The 13,028-nt window shown below is 42.7% G+C and carries 12 protein-coding genes; 6 read left to right on the top strand and 6 right to left on the bottom strand.

The features are described 5' to 3' along the window. The first annotated feature begins 78 nt into the window (after positions 1-78). Positions 79-546 carry a hypothetical protein gene (locus tag ABFV72_RS02365; RefSeq protein ID WP_165598466.1) on the top strand — a complete coding sequence of 156 codons (468 nt, stop codon included), beginning with the start codon at positions 79-81 and terminating at the stop codon, positions 544-546. A 151-nt stretch (positions 547-697) separates the two neighbouring features. On the opposite strand, the gene ABFV72_RS02360 is transcribed toward ABFV72_RS02365, so the two are convergent. Next, the gene (locus tag ABFV72_RS02360) at positions 698-1,264 is read right to left on the bottom strand and encodes an adenine phosphoribosyltransferase (RefSeq protein ID WP_347162269.1); all 567 of its coding nucleotides are present in this window, start codon (positions 1,262-1,264) and stop codon (positions 698-700) included. A 365-nt stretch (positions 1,265-1,629) separates the two neighbouring features. Between ABFV72_RS02360 and ABFV72_RS02355 the strand changes: the two genes are divergently transcribed. After that, positions 1,630-1,794: a rubredoxin gene (locus tag ABFV72_RS02355; RefSeq protein WP_057759803.1), complete on the top strand. Its 165-nt coding sequence runs from the start codon at positions 1,630-1,632 to the stop codon at positions 1,792-1,794. Between the two features lie 27 nt (positions 1,795-1,821). Then, positions 1,822-2,871: an alpha/beta fold hydrolase gene (locus ABFV72_RS02350; protein ID WP_057759800.1), complete on the top strand. Its 1,050-nt coding sequence runs from the start codon at positions 1,822-1,824 to the stop codon at positions 2,869-2,871. 271 nt (positions 2,872-3,142) lie between these two features. Here the strand turns inward: ABFV72_RS02350 and ABFV72_RS02345 are convergent, their stop codons facing one another. Next, positions 3,143-4,165, bottom strand: coding sequence for a WG repeat-containing protein (locus ABFV72_RS02345; protein WP_347162266.1), 1,023 nt, complete (start codon positions 4,163-4,165; stop codon positions 3,143-3,145). Positions 4,166-4,631: 466 nt separating this feature from the next. Between ABFV72_RS02345 and ABFV72_RS02340 the strand changes: the two genes are divergently transcribed. Further along, positions 4,632-5,564 (top strand): DMT family transporter, encoded by a 933-nt coding sequence (locus ABFV72_RS02340; RefSeq protein ID WP_347162264.1) that lies wholly within the window; start codon positions 4,632-4,634, stop codon positions 5,562-5,564. Between the two features lie 151 nt (positions 5,565-5,715). Here ABFV72_RS02340 and ABFV72_RS02335 read toward each other — a convergent pair whose 3' ends face one another. Further along, positions 5,716-7,140 carry a solute carrier family 23 protein gene (locus ABFV72_RS02335; RefSeq protein ID WP_347162262.1) on the bottom strand — a complete coding sequence of 475 codons (1,425 nt, stop codon included), beginning with the start codon at positions 7,138-7,140 and terminating at the stop codon, positions 5,716-5,718. Positions 7,141-7,658: 518 nt separating this feature from the next. On the opposite strand from ABFV72_RS02335, the gene ABFV72_RS02330 reads away from it, so the two are divergent. Beyond that, positions 7,659-9,095 (top strand): L-serine ammonia-lyase, encoded by a 1,437-nt coding sequence (locus tag ABFV72_RS02330; protein WP_347162397.1) that lies wholly within the window; start codon positions 7,659-7,661, stop codon positions 9,093-9,095. Positions 9,096-9,221: 126 nt separating this feature from the next. Here the strand turns inward: ABFV72_RS02330 and ABFV72_RS02325 are convergent, their stop codons facing one another. The 3 genes from ABFV72_RS02325 to xthA all read right to left on the bottom strand — a co-directional run bounded on the left by ABFV72_RS02325 (position 9,222) and on the right by xthA (position 12,233). After that, the gene (locus ABFV72_RS02325) at positions 9,222-9,620 is read right to left on the bottom strand and encodes a DUF4377 domain-containing protein (protein ID WP_057759787.1); all 399 of its coding nucleotides are present in this window, start codon (positions 9,618-9,620) and stop codon (positions 9,222-9,224) included. 360 nt (positions 9,621-9,980) lie between these two features. After that, a complete protein-coding gene (argJ, locus tag ABFV72_RS02320) occupies positions 9,981-11,204 on the bottom strand; it encodes a bifunctional glutamate N-acetyltransferase/amino-acid acetyltransferase ArgJ (protein ID WP_347162260.1) in 1,224 nt (407 codons plus the stop codon). A gap of 204 nt (positions 11,205-11,408) precedes the next feature. Next, positions 11,409-12,233, bottom strand: coding sequence for an exodeoxyribonuclease III (xthA, locus tag ABFV72_RS02315; protein ID WP_347162258.1), 825 nt, complete (start codon positions 12,231-12,233; stop codon positions 11,409-11,411). A gap of 205 nt (positions 12,234-12,438) precedes the next feature. Here xthA and ABFV72_RS02310 point away from each other — a divergent pair, with 205 nt between their 5' ends. Then, complete coding sequence (locus tag ABFV72_RS02310) at positions 12,439-13,026, top strand: thioesterase family protein (RefSeq protein ID WP_347162256.1); 588 nt, start codon at positions 12,439-12,441, stop codon at positions 13,024-13,026. Positions 13,027-13,028: the final 2 nt, after the last annotated feature.

Genomic DNA, 13,028 nt, shown 5'->3' with positions numbered 1-13,028 from the left:
CTGGCACAAAAGATATTTGCCTACTAATAGTAAGTTGGCTATCATTACCTACTTCAAATGACAAGAAGCAAGGCTTATATGAAACGGCTATCAATATTATTGGCAGGCAGTGCTTTAGCGATCAGCGCCCAGGCAGTCAACTGGGTAGAGGTGTCCGAGAGCAGCTCTGGATCAATTTTTAGTATAGATTTGGATTCTATTGAAAGCTCTGACATCAGTATCATAGATGAAAAAGACGTCGAAAATATCACGGTATCTATCCTTAGAACCTATCCTAAAGACAAAGACACCAAGTCCGATGACCAGAAGGAAGAAAAAAGCAATATTGACCATAGTGAGCAGCAACTACTCATTTCATGCAAAGATGCCAGTTACTATAGACGAGCCTTCGTTAACTACGATGCTGAAGGCAAAGTAACCAAATCATGGCAGTCAGAAAAACCAATATTGACTACAAAAGACTTTAAAGTCACCACCCCAAAGACAGTCGGTCGTACGGTTATAGAGCAGTCTTGTAAGGACTACGAACAAGACGAAGAGCAATAAACACAGCCTACTTAACACAATACTAAAAAATATCAATACAGTATCAAAAAAAGCGCCCTGACATAGTATCAGGGCGCTTTTTTATTTGGAGAATCGTTTAATTATATCGACAATACGACGTGTCTAGTAGTCAAAAACATAGCAATTCATTTTAAGCTTTTAGTACCGTATAAACAGGTACTGGGAACTCGCCATGCAAGTCGACCAAGTCCAGTAACACTAACGCACCGACTACAGTATGGTCAGCTGATTGACACAGCTCGTAAGCAGTAGTCAACGTACCACCAGTCGCCAAGATGTCATCGACCAATAGTACGCGCTCAGGCGGCAGGTTATTTTGCATCTCAAGCGTGTCTTTACCATACTCCAGTGCATAGGCTTTGTTGGCAACAGGTGGCGGCAGCTTACCTGGTTTACGTAGCAAGATCATGCCTTTGCCCAAGCGGCCTGCTAGCATACTGGCAAAGACAAAGCCGCGCGCTTCTACCGCACCCAGACAATCTACCTCTTCCATAAGCCCTTCTGGCAATGCGGCAAGTAGCGCGTCAATGACAGCGTCAATATGACTGCGCAGTAACGGGGTAATGTCATAAAAATCAATGCCAGCTTTTGGAAAGTCTGGTACTGTGCGAATAATCTGCCAAAACGGATGGTCAGTATTGAGCACATGAGACGTCTCATTGGTGGTGGCAGATGTGGCGGCGGCATTGGTACTCATGATGACCCTTAGCTTATGTATTTAGATGGTTTAGTTAGTTTAAATAAGACAACAACTGGATGAAATATCAGCGATAAATGCTAAGCATTACTGTGAATTTAGCGGCGACTATTATAGCATAATTGGTTTTCGTGTGGCGGGCTGGCGTCCAGTCTTGTTATTAAGCGCTAACAAGGTAACGTATGTGATTGACTTGATAAAAGAAAAGTCATCTCAATATACAAGTGTAAACTTAACTATGAAAATTGCGGTTATATGCTAAACTACGTGCGTTTTTGCAGTCTAATATAATAGCTGTAATATTAAAAATGAGCGTTTATAGCACGCTGTAACTGTAATACTGGTAATGATCGATAGGACTATTTATGAAACGTTATGAATGTATTGTCTGCGGCTGGATATATGATGAGGCGCTTGGCTGCCCAGAAGAAGGTATCGCACCTGGTACTAAGTGGGAAGACATCCCTGATGACTGGACTTGCCCTGAGTGCGGTGTCGGCAAGCTTGATTTTGAGATGCTTGAGCTGTAGTAGATGACCCTCTAATTAGGACACTTCATGACAAAATCAAATGACATCAATAGTGCCAAATTGCCTGAAACGCTAGATAACAATCTAGAAGATCATCTGAATAACTACCCTACTCCTGAGTGGCGCAAATTTGGGGAGCATCAATGGCGCGACTCTGACTTGAGTAAACACCTTCGTCAAGCAATGATTGACATCGGTGATGGTATTGAGTTGTGTGTCGAAGCTGGCGGTAACCCCAATAATCCACCGTTGCTGATGATCATGGGGCTAGGCTCACAAATGATATTTTGGCCAGACAATTTTATTAAGCGCTTTATCGATGCTGGTTTTTTTGTGATTCGTTTTGATAATCGTGATATCGGCTTGTCTTCTAAAGTGCAGATAGAAGGTTTGCCGCGTATTAGCCAGCTTAAAATGATGGTACGCCTACAGACAGGGCTGTCTAACAAAAGCACGCAGGTTGCTTATAACTTGACGGATATGGCTGAAGACACCGCACGTCTAATTAAAGCACTAAAGCTTGGTAAGACACATCTGCTTGGGGCTTCGATGGGCGGTATGATTGCACAAATCGTGGCGGCACGTTATCCAAGCTTAGTGCAGCGAATGGCGCTTATGTTTACCACGACCAATCGTGCGTTTTTGAAGCCGCCCAAGCCCAAACAGCTATACACCCTTATCAATCGTCCAGAGAGCCACTCTGAGCGTGATATCGTGCGTCATAGCGTTTGGTTTATGAAGACCGTTGGTACACCAGGTCATGTGAATGTGCGTATGGTTCGTGAAATCGCTAAGATTCGCTATCAGCGCAACTTCCACCCGCTTGGTACGGTGCAGCAGCTCAATGCTATCTTGGCATCAGGCTCCATCAGTCGGTTTAGTAAGCAAGTCAAAGCACCAACGATTGTATTACATGGTAGCGCTGATGGACTCCTACCTGCCTCGCAGGGCCGAGTCGTTGCCAAGACTATCCCTAATGCTACGTTCCATCTCATCGAAGGTATGGCACACGATATTCCAGAGTATTATCAGCCTTATATGGTTGACTTAATCAGTAATCACTTATCGAGCAACTAGCTTTAAAAACATCAATGTCAAAAAAAAGAGTGTAAAACCTATCGCTAACTCACAGGTTTTACACTCTTTTTTATTGTCTATTTAATCCTAGGGCGTGTCCTCAATTCAATCGATAGTTATCTAAATGGGTTAAAAATGGCTAAATCTTGCCAAATGGCGTCAAATAGCTGACTAATATCTCGATATTATCTGCGCTATTTTCCTTGTTTGACTGCGATTTATCTCATTTTTATCACCATTTTTAAAATGAGGACACGCCCTAGCAATTGCATCAATCACAAGCAACGCCAGCGCCTTCCTTATCAATACACATTTTATTCCCATTCTTTAGGTTACCAATCCACGCCTTACCACCTGTAAATACAAAGGATGGTTTCCCCTGATAGCTATCGTTAGCGTTCACACCATTATTAGCAAAGCGAAAAGGAATCACCAGCTCACCGCCTAAATTGACAAAGCCCCACTCTTCACCAATACGCACGCCAGCATATTCCTCAGAAAACGGACGCACTTCATCAAATGAGTACGTAATCATGGTGACATTATTGTCATCGACGAAACCCCATTTACCATCTTGCTGACGCGATTGAAGCGTCGTAAAACGCGCCGGTACAGACTGTGATGCTGTGCTAGATTTTTCGTTAGAAGAAGTAGGTTTATTCACTGCCTGAGTGTTATTCTGGGCATTTGAATCATTCGCTGCATTACCGTTTTTATCCACCCAACTGGTTACACGGCCTTTGCGTACACGCGCTACTCCATTACGATAATTATCGATATCATCAATCGCTGCAGAAAATGAGACAACGGTACTATTGGCTGTGTTAATTACACCATAGTTACCCTCTTTTTTTACCACGATACGCCCATCCGATACAGGCCGCGCCCAACCTTGACTCTCTGTCAATATATCGTACATGGCAGGCACGACTTCGCGGCCCTGCATATTGAGATAACCGACGCGACTGTTGCGCAGTACAGGCAACAAACCGCCCGATAGTTTATCGGCATCGACTTTTTGATAACGTGACAAATCAACGACTCGTTTGCCTTTTTTATCGATTAAAGCCACTGGCGCACCAAAGTCTTTGATCGCCAAAAAGTAACTACTACTGGCCGTGCAGGAGACGTTTTTGTAATAACTTTTTGGGATTTTACAACTGGCGGCGTGTGCGCTAGGCATCAAAAACAATGCGCTAGATAGCATCGTCACGACGACACTGTATTGCGATATTTTTGGTAGCAAACCAGACAATGTATGTGGCTGTTTTTTTGATAGCAATCGTTGAAGCATAAATAAACCTAGGCAAATAATATAGATTGTTTGGTATAACAAATCAGACGTTAAGTACATTATATCGTCAATCTACTATACATGTGTTGCCGCGTTAATGTCGCTTAAAGTGCTACACACATATCCTCCGTGCAGAAATATCACTTGCATACATTATGCGCTTTCATACTCCTACGAATCGTCGCTCTGATACAAATATTTTGATATAAATACTATTACCCAATTATCATAAGTCTATTGTGAAAAACGCAGCCATATCAAACACTTTGATTATTTATTTGCGTCCAACATGCCCAATAATTTTCCTTACAGCGATAGCATCTGCATTCACCGTAATAAATTGTGGTTTTGCCATTTCATTTTGCACTTAAAACCACGACAATATGGCTCTATGTCAACATAAGTTCTGACATGATGCAATGATAATAAGAATGCTGTTATTCAAATACTGTTATAAGGACAAATTATGGCTATTGCTTCAACGCGATCTGCACCTATTGGCTTAGTCATTGGTTGTATCATTTTTGGATTGGGCAGCTTAATTGTCGCTCACGTCGATATTGGTGGTTGGGCCATGTCGTTTTGGCGATTGGCTGTTTCTGGTATTGTATTTGCGGTATTGGCTAAGATAATGGGCCAACGTATGCCCAAATCAAGACGCGCCATTTTTTATGCGCTACTATCAGGGGCGTTTTTAGGATTGGATTTAGCGCTGTGGCATGAGAGTATTTATGCGGTTGGGCCTGGTATTTCAACGCTGCTTAATAGTCTGCAAATATTTTTCTTGGCCGCGATTGGGTTTATGTATTTCAATGAGCGTCAGTCTATCGTGCAGCTTATTAGTTTGTTCTTAGCCATGATAGGCGTGGCGATGATAGGTAGCCCTGAATTCGCACACAACACTGCTGCGACTTGGGGCTTTGTCACTGGTATTGTATCAGGAGCAATGCTAGCGGCATCAATGACCTTTATCCGCAAAACGCACGATACTGAACCGACGCCTATATTTATGCTAATGCAACTGATTAGTATCGGCGGCGTCTTAGCCATGATTATACCGATGTTTGTATTTGATACAGGTAATATCCTACCCAATACATGGTCTGAGATTGGCTGGGTGCTTATCTATGGTACGGTGATGCAGTGCTTGGCATGGGGATTGATTGCCTACTCTATTCCTAAGCTATCTCTAGCACTGACTGGACTGTTATTATTGACTGAACCTATTGCAGCCCTTGTCATTGACTATAGCTGGCTGGACAAGCCGATTAATACTTTGCAGTGGAGTGGCGCATTACTAACGATGTTTGCTATTTACTTAGGCTCGTTGAAACCAAAACCACGCGCCCTTCGCCGCTATCGATTTTTTTCAAGATTTTATAAGCGCGATTATAAATAGTTCCGATACTGTTGTTCGCTACTACTGTTGCTCAACACTGCCATACAAAAAAGCGCCCATACTATCGATAGCATGGGCGCTTTTTGTTAGATGAGATATTCTTTGACCATCTTTATCTGATAAGCTCAAACTTCAATCTCATCAGCCTTACTTATTTAGTTTCAGAGCTTTGGTTAAACAAAGCATTTAACACGATAGCGGCTAAAGTAGCCGTACCGATACCGCCTAAATCAAAGCCGCCTAAGTGCAAGCTAAAGTTACCAGTACCCATAATGACCGTCACTGCCGCGATGATTAGGTTGCTGTTTTTACTAAAATCAATATGGCTATCGATCCATATTTTTATCCCAGCAACCGTGATAAGACCGAAGACAACAATAGAAGCACCGCCCAATAGAGCCGCTGGGATGGTCTGAATGATCGCACCAAACTTTGGTGACAGTCCCAATATGATAGCAACCAATCCTGCTACGACAAATATCGTCGTGCTATACACTTTGGTAACCGCCATGACACCGATGTTTTCAGCGTAAGTAGTGACACCTGTACCACCAAATCCTGCCGAAAAAGTCGTGGCTAAACCGTCTGCCAAAAATGCTCGACCCATATAAGGGGTCACACGAGCCTTGGTCATGCCCTCTACTGCCTTAAAATGCCCTAGGTTTTCAGCCACCAAAATAAAGGCCACAGGTGCAATTAGAATAATAGCGCTCATCTCAAAGCGCGGCGTATGAATGCTTGGTAATCCAAACCATGAAGCGGCAGCTACTGTACTAAAATCAATCGCAGTACCAAAGCCTAGAATATTGGTCATGACAAAATAAGCAACGTACGACAGTACCAGACCGACGAGTAGCAATAGACGACGCAACATACCGCGAGTAAATACTGCAACACCACTAATGAGCAGTACGGTCAAGGTGGCCATCCAAGCATCAAACTGATTGGCAGACACGCCTTGAATGGTCACTGGCGCCAAGTTAAGACCGATAATCATGACAATCGCACCCGTCACGATAGGCGGCATCAAGCGCTCAATCCAACCTGTACCCGTCTTCATCACTAGCAGACCAATCAATGCATAAATGATACCGCAGGCCATAATACCGCCTAGCGCAACATTTAGATTGTCATTGAATCCTGCGCCTGCATAAGCGGTCACCGCGATGACTGGACCAATAAAAGCAAAGCTTGATCCCAAGTAGCTCGGCATGCGCCCACCGGTAATCATAAAGAACATTACCGTACAGATACCAGACATCAAGATGGCTAAGTTAGGATCAAACCCCATCAATAAAGGCGCAAGCACGGTTGCACCAAACATCGCAAATGTATGCTGTATACCGAGCAATACGCTTTTTGACGGAGGTAAATAGTCGTTGATACCGACTGGATCACGATCCAAGTCGCCCTTATAAGGACGCCATGTCGGGAACCAACGGCCATTTTCGAAGTCTGGATTGTGCGGGTAATTGATAGCGGCTGAATCAATGCCTGCAGACTCCAAGGCATTTTGAGTCGATAGATCTTGAGCGCTATTGTCTGACGCTGATGAAGGGTCTTTTTGAGATGGCATGCGCGCTTGTCCTATGTGAGCTAAGCTAAAGTAATAGGCTAGAATAACTGATAAAATAAGAATATTAATAAATGGACATATTTCTAAGGGCTTGTATAAATAGCAGAACGCTAAGTCTTCCTATCTATAATATGTCATCCCAATTCATTCATTTATGTTGTAATATGACAAACCAAAAGTATTATTTGGTATGATAGCCATATCTGCTAGATGTATGAATACGGATATGTCTGACTGAAAAATTTAGTCTTTTTTAATCCGTCTTATTTTACAATGATAACCAACTTACAGGATGTTACATAGTTGTTGACTGCGAGCATGATAACGGAGTTTCAAAATAAATAAAAGTTATTATTCAACTGCTCTCAGTGCTCATTTACCTTATAACCTTCATAAATAGTGTCTCGCGCCCACCTATCAACGGTGACTAGGAGCGACGGCTGTCTATTATATTTTTCACAAAAGCGCCCAATGCCATAGATAAAATAGGCTAAAGCGCTTAAAATTTTTGGTGACTTATTATGATCAGTGTTTTTGATTTATTTAAAATCGGCATCGGCCCATCCAGTTCGCATACAGTCGGACCGATGGTTGCTGCAAATTTATTTTTGACCTCGCTAACTGAGCAGATGGAACTGACTGCAGTTAAGACCATTGAGATTGAGCTGTATGGCTCTTTGGCGGCGACTGGAAAAGGCCATGCAACAGACACCGCTATCTTGTTAGGACTGCTTGGACATACGCCTAGCACGATAGATACACGTATGACCAGTAGCTACCTATCTCCTATCTTCTCTGACAAGATTCTCAATGTATCAGGCACGCATACGATTGCTTTTGATACAGAGCAAGATATCTACTGGTATGACGATACTGTGCTGCCTTATCACCCTAATGCATTGACGCTACGTGCTATTTCAACTGAAAGCGTTCGCTATCAGCAGACGTACTATTCAGTCGGTGGCGGTTTTGTCATCAATGAAGAAGATGCGACTAACCCAGACGAAGATCATGCTAGCCCGACCATCGATAGAGTTCCCTACCCGTTCAATAACGCAGCAGAGCTACTAGAGCAATGTCGTGAGCATGACTTGAGCATCAGCGAGTTGGTACTGGCAAATGAATGTCACTTCCATGCCAAAGAAGAAATCTTTGCTTACTTAGATAGTATTTGGGAAGTGATGCAAGACTGCGTCAAACAAGGCTGCGAAAATGGCGGTATCCTACCGGGTGGATTAGATGTAAAACGCCGTGCCCAAGATTTGCATACGCAGCTGTGTGCTGAAAAAGACCAACCTATCACCAAAACTGATAAGTTAGCCGCTATGGACTGGGTCGATTTGTACGCGCTGGCCGTCAATGAAGAAAACGCAAATGGCGGCAAAGTAGTCACAGCGCCAACCAATGGCGCAGCAGGTATCATTCCTGCCGTACTGCATTACTATCGTGATTTTTTGCCCAACTACAGCCAAGATGGCGTTCGTAAATTTTTGCTAAACGCCACTGCTATCGGTAGCCTTATCAAACAAAATGCTTCAATCTCTGGTGCTGAAGTTGGTTGCCAAGGTGAGGTTGGTTCTGCGTGTGCAATGGCAGGCTCTGCACTGGCAGAAATCATGAATGGCACGCCAGCCAAATGCCTAAATGCGGCAGAGATTGGTATTGAGCACAATCTAGGCCTTACTTGCGACCCTATTGGCGGACTGGTACAAGTGCCTTGTATCGAGCGTAATGCGATGGGTGCAGTTAAAGCAATCAATGCAGCACGTCTAGCCTGTAGAGGTAATGGTCAGCACTTCGTCTCTTTAGACAAAGCGATAGAGACGATGAAGCAAACAGGTGCCGATATGTCTGATAAATATAAAGAGACGGCACGAGGCGGTCTGGCGGTCTATGCTGATAGTAGAATCCCTACAGCAACGCGCGGTGTTAGCGTCAACTACAGTCAATGCTAATTTGACTTCTCAAAAACTAATTTACTAACAATAAACACGTAAAAAAGCCTCTAATTCGTTAGAGGCCTTTTTGTCATATATAACTGCTTTTATAACTGGTTTATCGTCTATATATTGACATCAATATTATTCAGCAGTTTTCGATACCACTTCGTTTAGAATCCAAACTGGCTGCACGACATTTGAGCCTTCTGCTGTTACTGCTTCTTGGCGTACATCTAGGACATAACGGTAGTTCGGCTCATAGGTAAAGCCTTGAATATTACCGTTTAGCGTAGTGTAGTTTTTCTGGTAGGTCTGACGATACTGCAAGCACTGTGATTCGACCATGCTGCCATCAGTAGCAGTCAGGTCACATACTGCTTTACGCGGTGCAATTTCCACTTCAAAACTTGGAATATTAACTACTTTTACATTCATAGGTTGTCCTTCAACAACCATCGTGCGCTCATTGTCCATACCCATCGTAGAGCAGCCAGAAAGGGCAAAAGTTGTCATCAATGCTGCAAGTGCTAATTTCTTCATTATACAATCCTCAGATAATTGTTATTAATTCTTTATTGATAGCTTAGTTACTGACTTATTTATTGATTTAGCTAATAATTCATTGTTACTTAGATAAACTTATTATTTTGAACACCTTATCTTGCTTTGCTACAAGCTAATAAGGTTGTCTGCTTTTTACTGAAACCAGTATAGGTCGCTAGTCGTCTTGCCCTCTATAACTGCTTTGTAAAGTAACGTCAGCTTTTGCAACTGATGTTAATGAAGCGTATTGAATAGCGGAGTTATTTGCTACTGAGGAGATGATTGACATCAAGAAGCCAGAACAATATTTGTTCTGGCTCTTATACAACTATGCAAATTCTGTTTTGTTAAGAATGACTAGCTACGATAATCAGCGTTTATTTTGACATAATCGTATGACAAGTCGCAGGTATATACGGTATCGCTAGCATCACCACGTGCAAGATCGATATGGATAGTAATCTCAGGTCGACTCATGACTGTTTTGCCCGCCTCTTCTGTATAGTCAGGTGCAACACCGCCATTTTGGCAAATCATTACCTCATCTAGATATACATCGACTTGCTCTGTGTCTAGATCTTCGATACCAGCATAGCCCACTGCTGCTAATATGCGTCCCCAGTTAGCATCACTAGCAAAAAATGCCGTTTTTACTAAGGGTGAATGTGCGACTGCATAAGCCACATCGCAGCATTCTTGCGTGGTTTGACCGCCAGTCACTTTGACCGTCATGAATTTAGTAGCGCCTTCTCCATCACGTACAATCAGTTGTGCTAGACGGACAAACACATCAGCTAATGCATCGTATACAGGCTGATAATGTGGATGCTCTGGACTATCAATCACCTCTGAGCTAGCAGCACCTGTTGCGATTAACACACAACAATCATTGGTTGAGGTATCACCATCGACAGTAATGCGGTTGAAAGACTGCTCATTGATAGCGCTTAGCATCTCTTGCAATAAGTCAGCAGCGATATTAGCATCTGTCGCCACATAACCCAGCATAGTCGCCATATTTGGGCGTATCATTCCTGAGCCTTTAGACATACCAGTGATATGATAGCTAGTACCTGCTACATCAATTTTTTGGCTGGCCAATTTAGGAATAGTATCTGTTGTACGAATGCCATTAGCAGCAGATAGCCAGCTATCAGGCGCTAGGTTAGCCAATGCATTATCCAGACCTGCGATGACCGCATCACTATTTAACGGCTCGCCAATCACGCCAGTAGAGAATGGCAATATCGTATTGGTATTTACACCGGCCTTTTCAGCCAATGCTGTACAGATATCAATAGCGCGGCGCTTGCCATCAGCGCCCGTACCTGCATTTGCGTTACCCGTATTGGTGACTAAATAGCGCGGACTAACCTTAGCAAAGTGCTCACGCAATACTCGCACTGGCGCGGCGCAAAAGGTATTTTTAGTGGTTACAACTGCAGTAGTGGCCTTATCCGATATTTCAATGACTACTAGATCATCGCGGTCTTTGTAGCGAATGCCTGCCGCTGTGGCACTGAGTTTGATACCATCGATAGGATAGATAACGTCAGGTACTGATACATTTCCAACAGCCATAATAAAATCCTTATTTTTCAATTTTTATCGTTATTTACGGAATACGAAGTGATAAATATACAGTCAGTTCAAGATTATTCAAATACAAGAAGAACTAGCTACAGCACTACAATAAGCAGACTGAACAAGCTAATCATCGTATCTAACTGACATGAGATTGACTATATATAGGTATCACGTATATAGGTATCACGTATATACGTATTACAGTTTCTTTAGGTCAAATGCCGACCAAATCGGTGCATGGTCAGATGGTTTTTCCATAGCACGTAGCTCATAACTGATACCAGCATCGATACATTTATCGATTAGATCTGATGTGCATAGGATATGATCAATACGTAATCCGCGCTTAGGTTCATCATTGAAGCCGCGACTGCGATAATCAAACCAACTATATAACTCGGTACTCTCTGGATAATGCAGACGGTAAGTATCTGTCAGCTCACGTGACATCAATGCTGAATACCATTCGCGCTCTTCCGGCAGAAATGAGGTTTTTCTGTTTTTCAACCAACGCTTAGCATTGACTTCACCAATACCAATATCGATATCTTCTGGTGCAATATTCATATCACCCATGACGATAATCGAACGACCTTCAGATTTTAGCGTATCGATATAAGCCATCAAATTGGCATAATAAGCGCGCTTCATTGGAAATTTAGTCGGGTGATCTTGGCTCTCTCCTTGCGGAAAGTAACCATTGAGTACATCTATTTCACGACCTTCAAACTCATAACGTGCATGGATAAAGCGCTTTTGGGCTTCTTCATCTTCACCAGGAAAGCCCTTTTGTACAAATACAGGTGCAGCTTTGGATAATAGTGCAACGCCGTAATGCCCTTTTTGCCCAAAATACTCGACGTGGTAGCCTAGGCTTTCGATATCGCTAAGCGGAAATTGATCATCATGAACCTTGGTTTCTTGTAGGCCCATGACATCAGGATCGATTACCTCACGCACCGCCTCGAGCTGATGCTGTCGTGCACGGATACCATTGATGTTAAAACTGACAAAACGGGTCATAAACTGTCCTATACTGATTGGTTAGAATATAGCGCTCTATAAATGGGTGAGATATAAACGACTATGATAACAAATGTAAGCGGTTCTAGCGGTTGCATGGCCTGAAATCTTGAGCTAGAGTAACTCTATTATAAGCACTATCTATTATTGGTCTATCTGAAACACTTTTATTCAACAATACTTATTAAAAATATCGAGCATCACTATGACAACAATTAAGCAAAAAAATACGACATCAGCCATGAATGATGACACCAAACCATTATTTGCTAAAGATTATAACGTCTATATTAACCATACTGATGCTGGCGGTATAGTCTATCACGCCAATCATTTGGTGTTTTTTGAAAACTGCCGACGCGACTGGTTTACTGAGCTGGGCTTAAATGGATATTTTTTGCAGACTGACAGTGGTGAAGTACAGCATTTTGTCGTGAGTCAGGCAGACTTGCAATACAAAAGAGCCATTCTATTAGATGAAGTAATTAGCGTACGTATTGATAAAGTAGAGCTAAAACCTGCCAGCATCATATTTTATCAAAGTATATATCGCAATCTACCAAATCATAGTACTACCGAAACAGATGATAGCCAGCTACTAAGCAGTACCAAAATTGTCATTGCCTGCGTACAAAATCTCGTCAAACCAGAGCCAATGAGTAATGATGAAATAGGCAGCGATAAACCAGATACTTCAGCGACAACCCCACCAATGCGTCCTATTCGTGTACCAAAAAAACTGCGCGTTACGATCGAACAAGCTATCGCTGAGCAAGTAAATGGTCAGCAGTAGAA

It is taken from the genome of Psychrobacter proteolyticus (assembly GCF_039762275.1).
Classification (GTDB): Bacteria; Pseudomonadota; Gammaproteobacteria; order Pseudomonadales; family Moraxellaceae; genus Psychrobacter; species Psychrobacter proteolyticus_C.
This window is presented reverse-complemented; position numbering and strand designations above follow the sequence as displayed.

Excerpts from the sequence above, each read along its gene's own strand:
- ABFV72_RS02365 (WP_165598466.1), top strand. The coding sequence starts at position 79 with ATGAAACGGCTATCAATATTATTGGCAGGCAGTGCTTTAGCGATCAGC.
- ABFV72_RS02360 (WP_347162269.1), bottom strand. The coding sequence starts at position 1,264 with ATGAGTACCAATGCCGCCGCCACATCTGCCACCACCAATGAGACGTCT.
- ABFV72_RS02355 (WP_057759803.1), top strand. The coding sequence starts at position 1,630 with ATGAAACGTTATGAATGTATTGTCTGCGGCTGGATATATGATGAGGCG.
- ABFV72_RS02350 (WP_057759800.1), top strand. The coding sequence starts at position 1,822 with ATGACAAAATCAAATGACATCAATAGTGCCAAATTGCCTGAAACGCTA.
- ABFV72_RS02345 (WP_347162266.1), bottom strand. The coding sequence starts at position 4,165 with ATGCTTCAACGATTGCTATCAAAAAAACAGCCACATACATTGTCTGGT.
- ABFV72_RS02340 (WP_347162264.1), top strand. The coding sequence starts at position 4,632 with ATGGCTATTGCTTCAACGCGATCTGCACCTATTGGCTTAGTCATTGGT.
- ABFV72_RS02335 (WP_347162262.1), bottom strand. The coding sequence starts at position 7,140 with ATGCCATCTCAAAAAGACCCTTCATCAGCGTCAGACAATAGCGCTCAA.
- ABFV72_RS02325 (WP_057759787.1), bottom strand. The coding sequence starts at position 9,620 with ATGAAGAAATTAGCACTTGCAGCATTGATGACAACTTTTGCCCTTTCT.
- argJ (WP_347162260.1), bottom strand. The coding sequence starts at position 11,204 with ATGGCTGTTGGAAATGTATCAGTACCTGACGTTATCTATCCTATCGAT.
- xthA (WP_347162258.1), bottom strand. The coding sequence starts at position 12,233 with ATGACCCGTTTTGTCAGTTTTAACATCAATGGTATCCGTGCACGACAG.
- ABFV72_RS02310 (WP_347162256.1), top strand. The coding sequence starts at position 12,439 with ATGACAACAATTAAGCAAAAAAATACGACATCAGCCATGAATGATGAC.